The 19,496-nt window shown below is 46.7% G+C and carries 19 protein-coding genes and 1 pseudogene; all 20 read right to left on the bottom strand.

What is annotated here, in order from left to right; all coding sequences use genetic code 11:
• Positions 1–204: pseudogene (locus AB6D58_RS20670) on the bottom strand (chemotaxis protein CheW); the annotation flags it as partial.
• Positions 191–973 (bottom strand): ParA family protein, encoded by a 783-nt coding sequence (locus AB6D58_RS20665; protein ID WP_017071206.1) that lies wholly within the window; start codon positions 971–973, stop codon positions 191–193. The pseudogene AB6D58_RS20670 and the gene AB6D58_RS20665, both read right to left, overlap by 14 nt.
• Before the next feature lie 10 nt (positions 974–983).
• The gene (locus AB6D58_RS20660; protein WP_017060664.1) at positions 984–2,108 is read right to left on the bottom strand and encodes a chemotaxis response regulator protein-glutamate methylesterase; all 1,125 of its coding nucleotides are present in this window, start codon (positions 2,106–2,108) and stop codon (positions 984–986) included.
• Between the two features lie 13 nt (positions 2,109–2,121).
• Entirely contained in the window at positions 2,122–4,314 is a 2,193-nt protein-coding gene (locus AB6D58_RS20655) for a chemotaxis protein CheA (protein WP_017064112.1), read from the bottom strand.
• A 9-nt stretch (positions 4,315–4,323) separates the two neighbouring features.
• Positions 4,324–5,055 (bottom strand): protein phosphatase CheZ, encoded by a 732-nt coding sequence (locus AB6D58_RS20650; RefSeq protein ID WP_017064113.1) that lies wholly within the window; start codon positions 5,053–5,055, stop codon positions 4,324–4,326.
• 105 nt (positions 5,056–5,160) lie between these two features.
• Positions 5,161–5,529: a chemotaxis response regulator CheY gene (gene cheY, locus AB6D58_RS20645; RefSeq protein WP_016767062.1), complete on the bottom strand. Its 369-nt coding sequence runs from the start codon at positions 5,527–5,529 to the stop codon at positions 5,161–5,163.
• Between the two features lie 42 nt (positions 5,530–5,571).
• Positions 5,572–6,306 carry an RNA polymerase sigma factor FliA gene (locus AB6D58_RS20640; protein WP_017060667.1) on the bottom strand — a complete coding sequence of 245 codons (735 nt, stop codon included), beginning with the start codon at positions 6,304–6,306 and terminating at the stop codon, positions 5,572–5,574.
• Positions 6,299–7,186, bottom strand: a complete 888-nt coding sequence (locus AB6D58_RS20635) for a MinD/ParA family protein (RefSeq protein ID WP_017060668.1) — start codon at positions 7,184–7,186, stop codon at positions 6,299–6,301. The genes AB6D58_RS20640 and AB6D58_RS20635 overlap by 8 nt, the downstream gene beginning before the upstream one ends.
• Positions 7,187–7,199: 13 nt before the next feature.
• Positions 7,200–8,762: a flagellar biosynthesis protein FlhF gene (gene flhF / locus AB6D58_RS20630; RefSeq protein WP_372158309.1), complete on the bottom strand. Its 1,563-nt coding sequence runs from the start codon at positions 8,760–8,762 to the stop codon at positions 7,200–7,202.
• Between the two features lie 27 nt (positions 8,763–8,789).
• On the bottom strand, positions 8,790–10,889 hold the full coding sequence (gene flhA / locus AB6D58_RS20625) for a flagellar biosynthesis protein FlhA (RefSeq protein ID WP_372158307.1): 2,100 nt from the start codon (positions 10,887–10,889) through the stop codon (positions 8,790–8,792).
• 211 nt (positions 10,890–11,100) lie between these two features.
• Positions 11,101–12,231: a flagellar biosynthesis protein FlhB gene (gene flhB, locus AB6D58_RS20620; RefSeq protein ID WP_017060671.1), complete on the bottom strand. Its 1,131-nt coding sequence runs from the start codon at positions 12,229–12,231 to the stop codon at positions 11,101–11,103.
• Positions 12,232–12,240: 9 nt separating this feature from the next.
• Entirely contained in the window at positions 12,241–13,023 is a 783-nt protein-coding gene (gene fliR / locus AB6D58_RS20615) for a flagellar biosynthetic protein FliR (RefSeq protein WP_017060672.1), read from the bottom strand.
• A 6-nt stretch (positions 13,024–13,029) separates the two neighbouring features.
• Positions 13,030–13,299 (bottom strand): flagellar biosynthesis protein FliQ, encoded by a 270-nt coding sequence (fliQ, locus tag AB6D58_RS20610; RefSeq protein WP_029235191.1) that lies wholly within the window; start codon positions 13,297–13,299, stop codon positions 13,030–13,032.
• A gap of 11 nt (positions 13,300–13,310) precedes the next feature.
• Complete coding sequence (fliP, locus tag AB6D58_RS20605) at positions 13,311–14,240, bottom strand: flagellar type III secretion system pore protein FliP (protein ID WP_372158305.1); 930 nt, start codon at positions 14,238–14,240, stop codon at positions 13,311–13,313.
• Positions 14,227–14,667, bottom strand: a complete 441-nt coding sequence (gene fliO, locus AB6D58_RS20600; RefSeq protein WP_017060675.1) for a flagellar biosynthetic protein FliO — start codon at positions 14,665–14,667, stop codon at positions 14,227–14,229. The genes fliP and fliO overlap by 14 nt, the downstream gene beginning before the upstream one ends.
• On the bottom strand, positions 14,667–15,077 hold the full coding sequence (gene fliN / locus AB6D58_RS20595; RefSeq protein ID WP_004739851.1) for a flagellar motor switch protein FliN: 411 nt from the start codon (positions 15,075–15,077) through the stop codon (positions 14,667–14,669). The genes fliO and fliN overlap by 1 nt, the downstream gene beginning before the upstream one ends.
• Positions 15,078–15,106: 29 nt before the next feature.
• A complete protein-coding gene (fliM, locus tag AB6D58_RS20590) occupies positions 15,107–16,153 on the bottom strand; it encodes a flagellar motor switch protein FliM (RefSeq protein ID WP_017060676.1) in 1,047 nt (348 codons plus the stop codon).
• A gap of 7 nt (positions 16,154–16,160) precedes the next feature.
• Entirely contained in the window at positions 16,161–16,649 is a 489-nt protein-coding gene (gene fliL / locus AB6D58_RS20585) for a flagellar basal body-associated protein FliL (protein WP_017060677.1), read from the bottom strand.
• 90 nt (positions 16,650–16,739) lie between these two features.
• Positions 16,740–18,869 (bottom strand): flagellar hook-length control protein FliK, encoded by a 2,130-nt coding sequence (locus AB6D58_RS20580; RefSeq protein ID WP_372158302.1) that lies wholly within the window; start codon positions 18,867–18,869, stop codon positions 16,740–16,742.
• A 182-nt stretch (positions 18,870–19,051) separates the two neighbouring features.
• Positions 19,052–19,489 (bottom strand): flagellar export protein FliJ, encoded by a 438-nt coding sequence (gene fliJ / locus AB6D58_RS20575; protein ID WP_017060679.1) that lies wholly within the window; start codon positions 19,487–19,489, stop codon positions 19,052–19,054.
• Between the last annotated feature and the right edge of the window lie 7 nt (positions 19,490–19,496).

Raw genomic sequence — 19,496 nt, 5'->3', positions numbered from 1 at the left:
TGGCTCTGGCTCTGGCTCTGGCTCTGGCTCTGGCTCTGGCTCTGGCTCTGGCTCTTCAGATTGTGATTCGTAGCTCGACTCGTCAACAAAAAAATCGTCAGATTCAAAGCTTTCATCGCCTAATAACGCAGTAAAGTAATCATCCAGTGCTTGTTCACTAGAGAGACTTGGCTGCGCCATTGTTGATTCTTTATTCGCGCTCATTTATCGCCAACCTTTCGAGATAAATAAGCAACTGTTTATAAGCAAATACACCACGGCTACCCGATGCAAAATGAGAGGCTGGCAAGCGTTTTAGGCTCGCGTCTCGAAACTTGGTATCAATCGGCACAGCAGACGTCCAAACTTGGTTTGGGTAATCATCTTTGAGCTGCGTTAATGTTTGCAGTGAGGCTTTGGTTCGCTTGTCGTACATCGTCGGGACAATCGTAACCTTAAACGGTGTTTTGCGAGACTTCTGCATGATGGTCAAAGTGCGAATCATGCGCTCTAAGCCCTTCATCGCCAAAAACTCAGTCTGTACCGGAATCAATATACGATCGCTAGCAGCCAATGCATTGACCATCATCACACCCAGAATTGGCGGGCAATCGATCAATACATAGTCATAGTCGTCTTTCAAAGCGGCTAAAGCACGCTTCAAGATCAACCCCATGCCGCTTCGATTTCCCATTACACGGTCTAATGTCGCCAAAGACATGTGCGCAGGGATAATATCGATACCTTCGACTTCTGTTTGTAAAAGCAAAGGTCTTACCGTCTGCACGTTAAACTCACGCAACTGGAACAGATCAAACAGGCTCGATTCCACCGTATCTGAATCGTAACCCAGATAGGTGGTCAGTGATGCATGTGGGTCAGTATCAACCAACAGAACACGGTGCCCCTTCAACGCAAGTAAACCTGCTAGAGTCACGGTCGTGGTCGTTTTACCAACACCACCTTTTTGGTTTGCAACACTCCAAACAATCATTTCGATTTACCTAAGCTAACCCAACTTCGACCAAGATCCTTTCCGCGATACGGTCTAGAGGGAGGTCTTCAGTAGAAATGCCAGCTTTTGCTACAGCTTGAGGCATACCATATACAACACAGCTATCTTCGTCTTGTGCCCAAATTGTCGAGCCCGCAGTTTTCAACATACGCGAACCTTCTCGACCATCTGCGCCCATACCAGTCAGGATCATAGACAACACTTTGTCGCCGTAGATCTTCGCTGCAGAGCCGAATGTGACATCCACACAAGGCTTGTAGTTCATGCGGTCGCCGCCATCGATAATTCTTAGACGTGCAGACCCTGCGCGGCCATCCACCATCATCTGTTTACCACCCGGAGCAAGATACGCCACGCCAGGTTTTAACACATCACCGTCTTGCGCTTCGCGAACTTCAATCTTACACAAGGTGTTCAATCGGCTCGCAAAAGCAGCAGTGAATGTTGCTGGCATATGCTGAACTAACACAATTGGGTGTGGATAGTTAGCAGGGATGCGAGTCAAAATCTTCTGTAGAGCAACAGGGCCGCCAGTCGACGTACCAATTGCTGTTAATTGATACTTCTTACCTGACGCTCTGAATTTCGCCGTTGATGCAACCGCAGGCTTCGCTGTCGAAGTCGAAGCTGCTGTTGAAATCGGTTGGCGCAATGGCGTAGATGTTGCAGTCGTCGCAGTCGCTCTCGGCGCAATAGGAGCACGGCGCATAAACGCACGCTTCGCTGCAATCTGAATCACACGCTGTTGAAGCAATGCAACTGCATCGTCGCGGTTACGTGCAATGTCTTCAAACTTCTTAGGAAGGAAGTCGAGAGCACCTGCATCTAACGCATCTAACGTTGCTCTCGCTCCATCATGCGTTAACGATGAAAACATCAAAATAGGCGTTGGAGACGCGGCCATGATTTCACGAACGGCAGTGATACCGTCCATGACAGGCATTTCAATATCCATCGTGATTACGTCAGGTCTTAGCTGTTTCGCTTTTTCAACGGCTTCTTTACCGTTTACTGCTACATCAATGACTTCTAGGCGAGCCTCTGAGTTGATGATCTCGCTAACGCGACGACGAAAGAAACTCGAATCATCAACGACTAATACTTTAATCGCCATATTTATCCTTAAATTAAATTCTTGACGCAGCTGCGTACTGCTTCAACAAGTCCGGCACATCTAGAATCAATGCAATGTGTCCGTCACTTGTAATTGTCGCACCTGCCATTCCTGGCGTGCCTTGCAGAAGCTTATCAAGCGGCTTGATCACGACTTCTTCTTGACCGATAAGCGTATCGACAACAAAACCAACACGTTGGCTACCAAGTTGTACGATAACAACATGGCCGTGCCCTTTACGCAGCTCAACAATACCCGCTTTAGGAGCAAGCCAGTTTTGCAAGTAGAACAACGGAATAGACTTATCGCGAACGATAATCGTCAGCTGGCCATCAACCACGTTTGTGCGGCTTAAATCTAGGTGGAAGATCTCGTTTACAGAAGCCAATGGCAATGCAAATGGATGACCGGCAACACCGACCATCAAGGTTGGTAGAATCGCTAGGGTTAGTGGAACCTTGATGGTGATCTTGGTGCCCTGTCCCATTTCTGAATCAATATCAATAGAGCCGTTCAGTGTATTGATCGCTGTTTTCACAACGTCCATGCCCACACCACGACCAGAGATATCCGAGATCTGCTCTTTGCTTGAGAAGCCAGGAGCAAAAATCAGGTTGAAACACTCTTTATTTGATAAGCGAGACGCTGCATCTTCATCCATCAGGCCACGTTTAACCGCGATAGCACGAAGCTTATCAGGGTCCATACCGCCACCGTCATCAACGATAGCCAGTTCAATGTGGTCACCTTCTTGAGAGGCAGACAGAATCACTTTACCCGTTTGTGATTTACCCGCAGCAACACGGTCGTTTGGCATTTCAATACCATGATCGACAGAGTTTCTCACCAAGTGAATCAGGGGATCAGCAAGTGCTTCTACTAAGTTTTTATCAAGGTCCGTTTCTTCGCCACGCATTTCAAGAACGATGTCTTTCTTCAAGCTACGAGCAAGGTCACGGACAACTCGTGGGAAGCGACCAAATACTTTCTTGATCGGCTGCATACGAGTCTTCATTACCGCACCTTGAAGGTCTGCAGTAACAACATCTAAGTTAGAGACAGCTTTCGACATTTCTTCGTCGTTGCTGTTGAGGCCTAGGCTGACTAGTCGGTTACGCACCAATACCAGTTCACCCACCATGTTCATGATGGTGTCCAGTGTTGATGTATCAACACGAACTGTCGCTTCAGCTTGTTGCTTCTTAGCCGGCACTTTAACTTCAGCTTTTGCTGGAGCGCTCGGTTTTGGCTCAGCTTTAACGGCAACTGGCGCAGCAGGTTTAGGCGCAGCTTGAGGTGCTACTGCCTTAACTTCTGCTGGCTTAGTCGCGGCATCCAATTCTTCAATCGAAGGTCCATTACCTGAGCCATGTAGTTGGTCAAGTAACTTCTCGAACTCTTCGTCAGTCATCAGATCATCGCCTTCAGACATCGCCGAAACAGGTGCTGCTGGCGGCGTTGGCGGTGGAGGAGGCGTTGAACTTGCCGCTGTCGGGCTCTTACCCGCACCGTGCAATTCATCTAATAACTTTTCAAATTCGTCATCAGTAATATCACCACTGTCAGCAACAGACTGAGGTGCAGCGGGTGCTGGCGGCGGTGTGGGTGCAGAAGGCGCTGTTGGTGAACCACCTTTACCGTGAAGCTCATCAAGCAAGCGTTCAAACTCATCTTCAGAGATATCATCGACTGAAGATGCATTGATGTTTGAGCTTTCAGCAGTAGGTTCCGGAGCAATAACAGGCTCAGGCGCTGCAACAACAGGTTCAGGGATAATAGGTGCAGGCGCTTCTACTGGTGCCACTTCATCCGCAGACTCTGGTTTACAGAGACGGTGAAGTTCATCCAATAAAGATTGGTCGGCTGGCACTAAAGGTTCCTGATCTTGCACGGCGCGAAACTGTACATTGACTGTATCTAGCGCCTGCAGCATGGTATCCATCAAACCTGATGTTACGCTGCGTTGGCCGTTTCGCAGAATGTCGAACACATTCTCAGCACCATGACAAGTATCCACCAGCTCAGTTAATGCTAGGAAACCAGCACCACCTTTTACTGTATGGAAACCACGGAAAATAGCATTTAATAGGTCTTTGTCGTCAGGGTTATTCTCAAGCTCTACCAGTTGTTCTGATAGGAGTTCAAGGATCTCTCCTGCTTCGACTAAAAAGTCCTGAAGAATATCTTCGTCTAAATCGTAGCTCATACGTTACCTTTAAAATCCAAGACTGGATAACAAATCGTCGACTTCATCTTGAGATGCGACAGCGTCTTCGCGCTCTTCTGGGTTCATAATTGGACCTTCAGGCGCAATCGATGCTTTCTTCTCTGACTCTGGAGTTGGCTCTTTTTGATTCGCACCGAATACCGTGAGAATCTCGACCAAACGTCCTTCCACCTCATTCACCAAGGTAATAACTTTGCTGATTATCTGCCCAGTTAAATCTTGGAAATCCTGAGCCATCAAGATTTCAGTCAATTGTCCGCGTAGTTCAGTACTGTCGCCTTCTACTTGGACAAGCAATCCATCAATGCGGTGACATAAAGCTTTAAATTGTGCCAGCTCAATGCGGCCATGCATCAGTTCATTCCATTGAGGCCTTACTTGAAGTAAACACTCGTGTAGGTTGTCTGCGATTGGCATACAGCGATCGACAGCGTCCATCGTCTTATTTGCCGCAACTTCCGTTTTATCAATGACATACTGAAGGCGATCCCTTGCATCAGGGATTTCGTCATTTGCGATAACGCTGATGCGTTCATCGAAATTGAATTGAGTCAAAGAGTCGTGGAGGTCGCGTGTCAGACTTCCTATTTCTTGAAGCATTGGATTGTCTTGAAGACTAAAGTTATCTTCATAAATGCTTCTCACAAGAGAATCAGCATTTTGCTGCTCATCGTTCTCAAGCAGCTCTACTAATTTTTTTGCTTGTTCTAATGAAATCATCCTGAATTCGGCCTTACTCCGCATACTTTGTGCGCTTAGGCTATCGAGATAAACAGATAACTTATCAGTCAGTGTTTACCTAGAAGTGCCTAAATTTATTGATGCTTATAAGCGATCAAAAATCTTATCAAGTTTCTCTTTCAGCGTTGCAGCAGTGAAAGGCTTCACAATGTAACCATTAACACCCGCTTGCGCAGCTTCGATGATCTGCTCACGCTTCGCTTCAGCTGTGATCATAAGCACTGGAAGGTGCTTAAGTTCTGCGTCTGCGCGAATGTGTTTAAGCAGGTCAATCCCTTGCATGCCTGGCATGTTCCAGTCAGTTACCACGAAATCAAATTCGCCTTTTTTCAGCATAGGTAACGCGGTCAAGCCATCATCTGCTTCTTGAGTGTTGTTGAAACCTAAATCGCGAAGTAGGTTTTTAACAATTCGGCGCATCGTTGAAAAATCATCAACAATGAGAATTTTCATGTTTTTGTTCAAATTAGCCTCCACTGAATAGGATCAGTGTTGTTAGTCGTTCTGTGTCCAAGCACTTAACTTAGTGCGTAAACGCTGCATAGATTGGCTCAGTATTTGGCTGACACGAGATTCGCTGACACCTAACACTTCCCCAATCTCTTTTAAATTGAGTTCTTCGTCGTAATAAAGCGAAAGCACAAGGCCTTCCCTTTCCGGAAGTTGTTTTATCGAATCGATCAAAGCTTGGCGGAATGACTCATCAGCAACCCCTTGAAAAGGCGTATTATCTTGAGAGTCTTCATTCGGAGATATTACATCATCTGAGACGCCTAAATCTTCAATTCCAACCAGTCTTGAGCAATTAATGTCAGTTAAAGCACTGTGATACTGCTCTAAACTGAGCCCCATGTGTTTTGCCACTTCGGCATCACTCGGGTCGCGGTTGAGGATACCCTCTAATTCCGCAATTGCACTGCTGATTTCTCGATTGTTCTTATGAACCGATCTCGGCACCCAGTCCCCACGGCGAATGTCATCCAACATTGCCCCGCGAATCCGAATACCAGCATACGTCTCAAAGCTTGCGCCTTTGGTACCATCATAGTTTTGTTGCGCTTCAATCAAGCCGATCATGCCAGCTTGAATTAAGTCATCAACCAATACATTAGGCGGTAATCGCCCCAACAAGTGATGAGCGATACGTTTAACCAACACAGAGTACTTCTCAAAAAAAGCCTGTTGGCTATTGTGATTAGCGTGTTGGTCGTAAGTAAGCGCTTTATTCACCAAATGGTTCCTCTATAAATTCAGTACGATTCAGCAGCCTTTCAACAAAGAACTCTAAGTGTCCGCTCGGTGTTTTTGGTATTGGCCAGGTCAAGGCTTTGTTAGCCAAAGAGCTGATTGCCAATGCAGCTGGAGAGCGAGGAAACGCATCGACTACGATTTTCTGTCTCTTGACTGATTGACGTACTTTATCATCTAAAGGAATACATGCTACGAGTTCGAGGCTCACATTCAAGAAGCGCTCTGTGACCAAAGTCAACTTTGCAAATAATTCTCGGCCTTCGCGGTAGCTTCTGACCATATTTGCAACAACTTTGAATCGCTGAACTTGGTGTTCTCTGCTTAAAAGCTTAATCAAAGCATATGCATCCGTGATCGAGGTAGGTTCATCACATACCACGACAACCACGTCTTGCGCCGCTCTTGAGAAGCTGATCACCATGTCCGAAATACCGGCTGCGGTATCAACCAACAAGATATCCATCTCGTCTTCAAGCGAACCGAATGCGCGAATCAAACCAGCATGCTGTGCGTGTGAAAGTTCAGTCATGCTTTGAGTGCCCGATGTCGCTGGAATAATTTTAATTCCGTGCGGCCCTTCGACAATCGCATCCTTAAGTTCACATTCGCCAGCCAACACATGCCCAAGGTTTCGTTTAGAACGAATACCTAGCATGATATCGACGTTCGCTAGTCCTAAATCGGCATCTAGCACCATGACTTTTTTGCCTTGGCGCGCCATGCAAATAGCCATACCTAACGTCACATTAGATTTACCAACGCCTCCCTTACCACCGGTTACAGCGATAACTTTTGTGAGTGAAGGCTTGGTTAAGCGACGGAGGCCGCTAGCTTGGTCATGTATCATATTTTCATTCATATTTATCCGCCGCCTAGAGCCCTTCAGAATCGCTATTCCAGTAATGAGGTTCATTCTCTGTAGATTTTTCTAATAGCTCATTAGCCTTAGCAATCATGTACTTTGGCTGAGCTATAACGATATCTTCAGGAACTCGTTGACCATTTGCTATGTAAGCAACTGGTAATGCATTTTGTATTACGACACTGATGAATTCACCTAGACTTAGGGATTCATCCAGCTTAGTCATGATGCATCCCGACAACGGGATTCTTCTAAAGTGTTCAATTGTTTCTTGCAGCACTTTGCGTTGCGCGGTTGCAGGCAACACAAGGTAGCTATTGATAACGGAACCACTCTCTTGCATCAATGTGTCTAACTGCTCAGATAGGCGAACATCTCGTTGTCCCATGCCTGCAGTATCGACCAGAATCAGGCGACGATTACGTAACTGATATATTACATCGGCCAGTTCGCTAGAATCTTTAGCAACTCTTACAGGACAACCCATAATTCGGCCGTAGATCGATAACTGCTCATGTGCACCTATACGATATGTGTCAGTTGTCACTAGTGCGACGTTATCAGCGCCATATTCCATGGCAGCACGTGCAGCTAGCTTTGCAACAGTCGTTGTTTTACCCACGCCGGTTGGGCCAAGTAGAGCCACAATACCGCCGCGTTTTAAAATATCTTTTTGTGTAACGGAGATTTGGTCAGCAACCAGAGCTAACAGAGCCTTCCATGCACGTGCAGGTTTAGTATCTTCAGGAATGTAGCAAGCCATTTGATCGGCAAGCTCTGCAGATACACCCATACGTTCAAGGCGCTTAATAAGCATGGCTCTCAGTGGTTCACGGCGCTCAACTTCTTGCCACATCAACCCAGAAACTTGATGCTCTAACAGACGACGAATTGAGGTCATCTCTTCGCGCATCGTTTCCATTTCAGTATCAGAACCTTTGGACTGAGTGTTCTCTCGACCACGATCATAACGGGTAGGATCCAAGCGAGGTGTCGGGCGCTCTACTCTGCGGTCTTCAGCAATCAACTTAGACAAACCCGTTTCACGAGCAAATGCAGAATCAAGATTTCCGTGAGACTGTTGGTTACCGTGAGATTGCTGATGGCCATGAGACTGCAAATTGCTTTGAGTCTGATGACTATGAGGCCTATGGCCCGTGCTTGATTGGCGATTGAGCAATGCTGACAATGAATCTTCATTTTCTGCACGATGCTGTGGCTCATCATCGGCGCCATGACTGTATTGCTTAAGCATATTCGCAAAGCGCTTAGTCATTGAGCGTCCACCTTCAACATTCGACTGTAGGCTAACCTTGTCATCGTCTAGTTGACGTCGCCCAGCAGGAGCTGCGGGCGCGGCCATTTGCGTATATTGGCTTTGTGCAGGCTGCTGAGGTTTATTTAATCTCTGGCTCGCTGTCGACGGGCTGGATTCGCCATCAATAGCGGCAACAATTTCCACGCCACCTGCGACCTTTTTGTTAGACATGATCACCGCTTCTGAACCAAGTTCTTCTTTAACTTGGAGCAGAGCCGTTCGCATATCTTTTGCAAAAAATCGTTTAATTTTCAATTCGATTGTCCGTTCTAATTAGGCGGCTTAATTACCAACAGCTTGTACTATACGTATCTGCTTTTCGTCCGGTATTTCTTGGTAAGACAAGACTCGCAAGCTTGGGATCGTGTTCTTCACGAACTTAGCCAGAGTCGAACGCAACACGCCAGAGGTCAATAGTACCGCGGGCTCACCTTTCAGCTCTTGCTCTTGTGTAGCGTGGCTGAGAGAGGTCTGTAAACGTTCGGCTAAACCAGGTTCAATACCAGCAGATTCTCCGCCGGATGCCTGCATGGTTTGATGCAAGATTTGTTCCAGCTCAGGAATCAAGGTTATCACTGGCAACTCGGGCTCTATACCATTGATTTCCTGAACAATTAATCGTTTCAATGAGATGCGAACCGCCGCAGTAAGTATGTCAGGTTCTTGACTCTTACCTGAATACTCCGACAAAGTTTGGACTATGGTTCGAATGTCACGAATTGGAATCGCTTCATTCAGCAGGTTCTGTAGCACTTTCACAACCACACCCAACTGCAATTGATCCGGTACAAAACCTTCCACCAGCTTAGGTGTTGAGCGGCTGAGCATCTCAAGTAAGTTCTGAACTTCTTCGTGGCCAATGAGCTGCGATGCGTTGTTGGTTAGCAGCTGGCTAAGGTGTGTCGCCAGTACTGTAGAAGAATCTACAACGGTATAACCTAGAGCTTGTGCGTGTTCACGCTGCTCTTCACGAATCCAAACCGCTTCAAGGCCAAAGGCAGGGTCAATCGTCGGCTCGCCATCGATCATGCCATAGACTTGGCCCGGGTTAATCGCGAGCTCCATGTCTGGCTTAATCTCAGCTTCACCCACAGCAACACCCATCAGGGTAATACGGTAGCTGTTTGGTGTCAGTTCTAGGTTATCGCGAATGTGTACCGCTGGGATCAAGAAACCAAAGTCTTGAGACAGCTTTTTACGCACACCTTTAACGCGTTCAAGCAATTCACCACCTTGGTCTCTATCAACCAAAGGAATTAAACGGTAACCCACTTCTAAACCAATAATATCGACAGGTTGAACATCATCCCAAGAGAGCTCCTTATGAGAGCCTACTTCTCCATTCGCTTCAACTGTCGCCGGAAGGTTAGGCTCTTCCGCCTTCTTCTTGTTCTTTTTATCGATGTAATACGCCCCCGCGCCTGCAACGATGGCAAGGCTCAAGAACGAGAAATGTGGCATACCCGGAACAATACCCATGATGCCAAGGATGGCGGCGGTGATCATCAAGGCTTTTGGATTGTCGAACATCTGGAAGACAAGTTGCTCACCCATATCTTCATCAGTATTTTGGCGCGTTACCATCATCGCAGCTGCAATAGACAGTAATAGAGATGGAATTTGTGCAACCAGACCATCACCGATAGTCAGTAGCGTGTAGATTTCGATTGCTTCACCAAAACCAAGATCAAACTGAGCCATACCAATGCTCAAGCCACCAATGATGTTGATGAATAAGATTAAGATACCAGCGATCGCATCGCCTTTAACAAACTTAGAAGCACCGTCCATCGAACCGTAGAAGTCAGCTTCTTTGGTGACTTCAAAACGTCTCAGACGCGCTTGGTCTTGGTCGATCAAACCTGCGTTCAAGTCGGCATCGATTGCCATCTGTTTACCCGGTAAGGCGTCTAACGTGAAACGCGCGCTTACTTCCGAGATACGACCCGCACCTTTGGTTACAACCATGAAGTTGATGATCATAAGAATCAAGAACACCACTAAACCAACCGCGTAGTTACCACCGATAACCACGTTACCGAAGGCTTCAATCACGTTACCTGCCGCGTCGCCACCTTCGTGACCATGGAGCAATACCACACGTGTCGAAGCAACGTTCAGGGCCAATCGAAGTAGAGTCGCAATCAGCAGGACGGTCGGGAATGCAGCGAAATCTAAAGGCCTGCGGGTATAAACCGATACCAATAGCACAACCATAGACAGTGCAATATTGAAGGTGAAGAACATATCCAACAAGAAAGCTGGAATGGGCAACACCACCATAGCAAGCGTTGCAAGTACCATAACAGGTGCACCAATCGCAGGCATGGCACGGTTAGGGATTTTAGGTAGCTTGTCCACAAAAGGCAGGGAGAATTTCATAAATCTAGACAGTTTCGCTATGTTGTAGCTCTCTGAACAAGTGGATTAGATCTTAGTCAGGGCTGTTTTGCTATGGGCTTATAATGTTCAGGCTACTACAGCAAACACTGTACCAACATCTCACGTCAAATTATCGCCATCACCTCTATAAAAGGAAGATTAGCTAGCTCACTATTATCAGGGTTCATCACGCAGAGCTCAAGCAATTGATCTAATGACGTAAATCAGGTGGGATCGGCATATTAGAATCTTGCAGTTTTGGTCGCTCACCACCTCGTTTTCGGTACTGTTTAAGCTGGAAAACATATGCAAGCACTTGCGCAACTGCCGTAAACAGACCGTCAGGAATTTGTTGTTCTAGCTCAGTGGTGTGATAAAGCGCCCTCGCCAATGGCGGCGCTGGAACTATATAGATGTCGTTTGCACGCGCAATCTCTCGGATCTTCATCGCCATGTGGTCGACACCTTTAGCAACCACAATTGGTGCTTTGTCTTGATTCTGCTTGTAGCGCAGCGCCACTGAGAAGTGCTCTGGGTTGGTGACTATCACGTCCGCTTGCGGCACATCGGCCATCATACGACGCTGAGCCGCCTCCCTTTGCAACATGCGAATTCGACCTTTCACCTCAGGCTTACCCTCGGTGTCTTTGAATTCGTCTTTCACCTCTTGCTTAGTCATCTTCAGCTGATCAGCGTGTTGCCAAATCTGGAATGGGATATCAATCGCCACAACAATCAACAAAGAACAACTGATCAACAGAATAAAGTTGAGCAAGATATCCAAGGCATGGAAGATGTTTTGTGGATAGACGTCCATGCTCAGCTGCATTAAATCATGCTGAGAGGCTTGAATCAGATAAATCGCCATCCCCGATACGAGCGCTACTTTAAGAATAGACTTGAGCAGTTCAACCCAACTTTGCAGGCCAAACATACGCTTGATACCACTGAGTGGGTTGAGCTTAGACGCCTTTGGCATCGCCGCTTGCATTGAGAAGTTAATCCCACCGACACCCGCAGCGCCGATGACGGCAGCAACAAACAAAGTTATCAGTATCAAAAACAGCGGGAACAGCAGGTTCACCAGTGCACCACCAGCGATTTCTAGGAGTTTGTTAGTGTCAAAGATCTCGTCGCGACTCAAAGAGAACAGGCGTTGCATCGCCTCGAACAAAGCCTTCGCCATCGATTCGCCAAACCACATTAAAGCAATCGCACCGACAATTAATACCGATGCTGACGCTAGCTCTTTTGACCTTGCAACCTGCCCTTTCTCTTTGGCCTGTTGCAAGCGTTTGGGCGTGGCGTCTTCTGTGCGTTCTTGACCGTCTGACTCTGCCATTTCAGTCTCCTAGCAATCTAACCGGATTAAACGACATATCTGTTGTTCGCCCTGCATCCAGAATAGCTCATAGTGACTATACAAGCCGCCAAGGATGTACCAACAAAGTAACAGACCCACGAGTAGCGCAAATGCAAAACCCAAAGAAAAGATGTTTAATTGAGGTGCCGCACGCGTCATTACACCAAAAGAAAGGTTAATCGTTAGCAGCGCAATAATCCCCGACAATGACATCGCTAATGCCGTTTTGAACATGATGCCGAGCCACAATGCGAGCTCTCGAAAATCAACAGAGGTCAACGATCCACTGCCAATCGGCAAGGTCTTAAAACTAAACACCACCAGCTGCAGCATTTTCAAGTGACCATCGGTCGCCAAGAAGAACATGGTCGCAAGCAGCATGAACAGTTGACCAAGTACCGGCGTGTTTTGCCCGTTAGCCGGGTCGACCATTGAGGCAAAACCCAAGCTCGATTGCATACCCAAGATCTGGCCGAGCATGACGAAGGTTTGAATCATGAACTGGGTAACAAAGCCCATGGCCACGCCAATCACGATCTGTTCAAAGACAGTCAGGAAGCCTTGAAAGGACAGAAGTTCAATCTCTTTGGGAACGGCCGGAATCGCAGGCATCACCGCAAAAGTGATCGCCAAGCCTAAATACAGACGAATACGCGGCGACACGAAGCGTGCCCCTGTTACCGTCATCACCATCAGCATCGCTGAGATGCGAGTGTATGGCCAAAAATAATTGGCTAACCACTCTAGTACAAGGCTCGTTGGGTATTCCATATCGGTTTAATACAGAACTTGCGGCAAGCGTTCGATGAGCTCAAAAAAGAACTCCATCATCATCTGGGTCATCCAGTGTGCGAATAGCATCAACGCCAACAAAGTTACGATCAAACGCGGCAGGAAACTTAGGGTTTGTTCGTTGATTGAGGTCGCAGCTTGGAAAACAGCCACAACCAAACCGATCAACAGGCTAGGAATAATGATGGCGCAAACCATGATTAATACCATCCAAAGGGCATCTCGGAACAACTCTACGAATATTTCAGGATTCATTATTCCCCCAGCTACAAGGCAAAACTGCCGGCGAGTGTGGAGAGTATCAAGTTCCAGCCATCAACCAGAACAAACAGCATCAACTTAAACGGCAGCGATACAATCATCGGTGACAACATCATCATACCCATAGCCATCAATACCGATGCCACCACCAAGTCGATGATTAAGAACGGCAAAAACAGCATAAAGCCGATTTGGAAAGCCGTTTTTAATTCCGATGTGATAAATGCTGGAATCAGAACCGCCATCGAAACATCTTCAGGGTTAGTCACTTCCGCACCAGAAATCTCAACAAAGGTTTCAAGATCTTTGATTCGAGTCTGTTTAAGCATGAAGGATTTAATCGGTTCTTGGGCAACATCAAATGCCTGTCGTGCCGATATCTGTTCATTAAGATAAGGCTGAACTGCTTGTTCGTTCACTTGGTTAATCACTGGCGACATGATGAAGAAGGTCAAGAATATCGCAATACCAATAATGACTTGGTTAGACGGTGTTTGTTGTAGACCCATCGCCTGACGCAAGATAGACATCACTACCACAATACGAGTGAACGATGTCATCAAAATCACCATCGCCGGCAAGAAGCCAAGCATGGTCATTAACGCGAGAATTTGCAGGTTAATCGAGTAGTCTTCACCGCCATTGGCATTGGTTGTCATGGTAAAGGCAGGTATGCCGCCACCATTGCCAGTTAAGCTGCCCGTGGTCATGGTTGTCGATTTGGCTTGGTCTTGTTCCATCGTGCTGATAGTCACCGATTCCGAGCCAGCGGTATTCGCAGGAATGACGGTGCCGTCTTCAGCTTGTGCAAATACCGACACACTGAATATGATTGAGCATAGGAGAATAAGCTGAACCAACCACACTTTCACCGTTCGGAAAACTCCGGCTTGGTGAAAGTAAGGGGAGTTCAAAAGTCCGTTACTTGTTTGCATCTTTTTTTATTAGCTGGGAAAGCTGACTTGAAAATGTACTTTTTTCCAGCATCTCCTGAGTAAGAGGTTTATCAAGCTTAGAGATCAGCTGAATCGATTGTGTGGTAATCCCTACCAAGAACTGTTCATCACCCGCTTGCACAATAGCGATGCGCTCTTTAGTACCAACAGGGATTTGCCTAACAATCGCCAAACCTTGTTGATTCGACATCGCAGGTACTTGCATTCGCTTGAGTAGCCAAGCAATAAATAAAATGAAGGCTATAACGAAAATTAGCGACCCAAAGGTGGTCGCTAAATCGAGAGAAGGCGGTGTTGCTGCAAAGGCAATGGAAGGAGCCGTTAATAGCCCTACTCCCAAGATTCCTCGTAACAAACCTGTCATTCCGAGAAAAGAGCCCGCAAGTCTTTGAGACAAAAAGCTCATTAACGCAGCTTCTTAATTCGTTCTGTTTGGCTAATAACGTCAGTCAAACGAATACCAAACTTGTCGTTCACCACAACCACTTCACCATGAGCAATCAAGGTACCGTTTACCATCACATCCAGTGACTCACCAGCAATTCTATCTAGCTCAACAACCGAACCTTGGTTCAACTGAAGTAAATTACGGATACTGATCTGAGAGCGACCAACTTCCATCGAAATAGTCACTGGAATATCCATAATGGTATCCAGCTTACGACGCTCATCTTCAGAAATCGGAGATGATGAATCGGTTAGCTCATCAAGTGGTGCCGCAAGCACATCATCAACATCAATTGACGGCGCTGAAGGATCTTCACCAAGTGCTGCAGCCCATTCGTCTGCTAGCTTTTGATCTTCACTAGGTTCCATTACCAATTCCTATACTTTTATCTATTTTACTATTCGTCGTCATCATCACTGTTTTCGAGCTCAGACAATAAGTCTTTACCTAGAAAAGCGAGATCAGTTTTAACCACATGTGGTCTTTGAATTTTTTCCGAAATCTGTACTGCAAGCTTCTCACCAGAACGGCCCATTTTCACACGATAAGTCGGCAGTTCTTCGACAAACATGGTTGCGTGCTCAGGCATGTTCATTGGGATAACATCACCAGGGCGCAGCTCCATCAGATCACGAAGGGAAATATCTTGCTCTAGCAAATTCACGCGGAAATTGACGGGCACATCCATGATCTCATCACGCAGTGCGGTACTCCAACGAACATCGGTTTCCATCTTGTCTGATTGAACACCCGCATCAAGCAGTTCACGGATCGGCTCAACCATGGAGTAAGGCATGACAACGTGGAAGTCACCACCACCGCCATCCACTTCAATGTGGAACGAACTCACAACAATCACTTCGGTTGGGCTCACAATGTTCGCCATACTTGGGTTCACTTCGGAATCCAAGTATTCAAACTCAACCCCCATCACTGGCGACCAAGCTTCTTTGTAATCTTCAAAAACAATTTTCAGCAGTAACTGAATGATTCGTCTTTCAGTAGGCGTGAATTCACGACCTTCAATCTTGGCGTGGAAACGACCATCACCGCCAAAAAAGTTCTCTACGAGAATGAAAACCAGACGAGCTTCCATGGTGATGAGTGCCGTACCTTTCAATGGACGGAAACGAACCATGTTTAAACTGGTGGGTACATACAATGTGTTTTGGTACTCACCAAACTTCATCATCTGTACGCCGTTGATCGACACTTCAGCCGTTTTACGTAACATATTAAACAAGCTGATACGCATATGACGTGCGAAGCGCTCGTTAATAAGTTCAAGGGTCGGCATTCGACCACGGACGATTCGATCTTGAGATGAGAAGTCGAAATTGACCGCATTGTCATTTTCGGTTTCTAAGACATCTTCAACTTCTTCAACATCATCAACGCCATGTAACAGCGCATCAATTTCGTCTTGGCTTAATAAATCGGTCACAAATTACCTATTGAATTACGAAGTCAGTGAATAACACTTTTTCAATCACAGGCTGGCCAACAGCTTGAGCCAGGCTTGCTTTAATATCTTCTGTTGCCTTATTACGCAGTTCCACGCGGCCTGTTGGTGAGCGCAATTGATCAACCGTTGCCGAAGCGAACGTGGCCAGTAGCGTACTTTCTACAAGTGGAGAGTGGTAACGAGCCAGGTCTTCATTCTTACTGCCACGTACCATGAGCTGTGCTTTTATCTGAACTAGGCGATCTTTTTTGTCACCTGTCACATTAAACAAGAAGGGCTGAGGAATATTAACATACATAACCGGCTCTGCAGCGACCACAGCCGTTGCTGGCTGAGACTGAGATTCAGAGGCGCTATCGTCAGAACCTAAGAAAAAGTACAGCGCACCACCTATACCAAGCAGTAACACAACTACGGCAATAATAATTATAAGGAGCTTGCTCTTCCCTTTAGGTGCATCTTGTTCTTCGGCCATATCTTACTCTAACTTCCTGTTCTTGCGATTAACTGATGGTTCTTTTTATTAACTGGTTTTTTCTATTAACCAAGCGTTCTTAGCCTGATATTAGGCATAATAACTAATTCCATCACGCTTTGATGCGACATTCAATTCAAGATTGCTGTCACTATCAAGGTTTTCATCACCTTGCGTATCATTTGTGCGGTTAGCGCCGGATCGTTGCTCACCATTGTTGTATCTATCTTGTCCCTGACCGGAGTTCTGTTGTTGAACAGACGAATCGGCAAGCTGCAGACCTTGCTGAGCAAGCATCTCTCTCAAGCGAGGTAAGGTTTGTTCAATCACATCTCTCGCTTGCTGATTACTCACCGTAAAGTGCACGTTTGCCACGTCATTATTCATGGTCATGCGGATTTTCATTTGGCCCAATTCTGGTGGGTCGAGACGAATGTCCAAGTTCTTAAGGTTCTTAGACATCATCATTTGTACTTTTTCAGCCACTTGCTCATTGGCTAGCTCTTTGGTGATCTGTAAGGGCGCTTGTTGAGCAGCTTGAATTTCAGCTCGCGTAGGTGCTGAACCCACCGTTGCCGTACCTTGTGCACCAGCCGCAGAAGCGATCTGCTGAGCAAAGGTCGAATCTTTAGAATCTTCTTTAGCACCCGCTTTACCCAAACCAGACAGTGCTGCTGCACCGGCGCCCGCTTTAAGAAGCGTATCAGTCGAGCCTGCTTTTGTGGCAGCTGGCGTTGCATTCATCGCCATTCCTTGCGCGGTTAAAGCTGGATCCAACGTTGCTTGCTGCTGAGGTGAAGCCACATTAGCTTGTTGAGCTGCGGCCTGTTGGGCTGCATGTGCATTATTGGCGTGCAGCATTGCCGCCTTGTCCGTAAGAGCATTGTTTGCTGATTGAGAAGCGGCCTGCGCTGACACTTGTTGTGTAGCCGTCGCTACAGCTGCTGTTGATGCTGCCGCAGCTAAGGCTTTAGTTTCGCTTGAATCCGTATTATCCCAATCGATAGCAGTGGGTTCACCAGACGCACTGTTCGCAGCCGGAGCTTGACTTAGCAAAGCTGTTACTTGTTGTTGAACGTTAGCGAGCTGTTGATTCAACAGGTCTAGGTTAGAGGTCGCTTTAGCCAAAGCGGCTTGCTCATCAACCGTCAACTTAGCGCCACTTTGTTGCTTATCAAGCAAGCTATCGACAACAGACTGCTCTGATTCGATTTGTCCATTCAATTGGTTTAGCGCTTTGGTATGGGCATCTACTTGCTTTGCCAGTTCAATATCCACGGCTGACAATGCTTGGCTCTGCTCGGCAGCAACCGCACTAGCTGCATTCTTTTGGCTCAGCTCTCGGCTCATACTGGCTTCAATTTGTTCTGGAGTGACGCCTTTATCCATCAACTGTCGAATTTCAGTATCAGTTAGCTGAGAAACACCCTTACCTCCGGTAAGTACAGCGATTTCAGAATCGACTTCAAGGCTCTTCTCCTGATTTGCAGCCTTAGCTTGTTGTGTCGCCTTATCCGTAACGGAAACTCCTGCAACAGAAGCACCGGTGATATTACCTTGGGCTTGTTCTACCTGACCTTGCTGAGGCAAGCCTTTGCCGTTTGGCGCTTGATTTAGGGTTTTGTTTGCCTCATCCAATTGACCAAGCAATTTATTGCCTTCGCTCATCGCTGCATTGGCTTGCGATGCCTGCGTAGCACCATCTACCGCTGATGGACCCTGAGTTTGGGATTGAGCAATATGTTCTTTAGATTCGTTAGTCGTATCCTGCGCATCTTTACCATCTGCCTTATCTGCAACAGTCTTATCAGCGACAGTGCTAACAGTGCCCGAATTGGCTTTGAGCTGAGCCTCAGATCCAGACGCAGCCTCTGCTGATGTTTTATCAGCAGCTTTCTCGCCTTCTACTTCTGAAGCTGCTTGCTTGCTTTGCGCTTCGCTCACTTCGTCAGTAGCCTTTGATTCAGCGGAATCACCTTTGTTCGCTTCGGCTGACGCTTCACCTTCGGTAGATGTCTGTTTAGTATCAGGTTTCGCAGTGCTTTCTGTGTCTTTTACTGCGACTTTACTGTCACTTTCTTCAAAGCCGAGCGCTTCTTTAAAGGACTCAAAGAAACCTTTAGAGTCGCCGGTTTCTTCTACCTTGGAAGAGGCAGAACCGGTGTCCAACAACGATGACATTTTGTTGGTCGCTGAATTTGAGGAAAGACTAACATTCATATATACAAGCTCTATCTACTAGCTTTGCTGCCATGAATCAGGCAACAAAAAGAAAGTCGGATGCTTTTCATACCTTTGGTGGGCATAACGCGCAATTATATATAAAACGGAGCAAGAAACATGCCTATAAGTTCGGTTTTCACAATATAGAGAACAGCACTGACGTCATTCGTGGCTTAGGATCACATCTTCTTTCGGCTGTATAACAGAGTCGAAAACTCATCCATTTGCTTTTGTTCTCTTCGATCTTGCAGCTTTGCTTTCTCTTTCTGCTTTTTCTCCATCAACCACTCGTAGGATTTACGTTTTTTGCGTAACTCCATCCAGTAGCTTTGGCAGTTGTCGACTTGATTTTTAAAGTGGTGCTCGGCTTCTCTCTGTTTGGATAATGTTTCATCCAACTGAGTTAAGAAACGGTTCAAGTGACCATATTGGCTCGCCGTTAAGCCTGCCTTGCCGCGGTCAACGAGCTGCTGACAGTAATCCAGTCGATACTTTTCAATCTGCGCAACCTGCTCATAGTAGCCTTGCAGCTCAGAGTTCGCTTTGTTGAGCGCAAGTACCGCTTGGTTCTCTTGATCTTTGGCTTGATCGAGCAAAAATTCTAATGCGTTATCCATGACTAAC

It is taken from the genome of Vibrio sp. 10N.239.312.D08, from assembly GCF_041466145.1.
GTDB classification, from domain to species: Bacteria; Pseudomonadota; Gammaproteobacteria; order Enterobacterales; family Vibrionaceae; genus Vibrio; species Vibrio crassostreae_C.
Note: the sequence above shows the minus strand (reverse complement) of the source record. Positions and strands in the feature narration are given on the sequence as shown.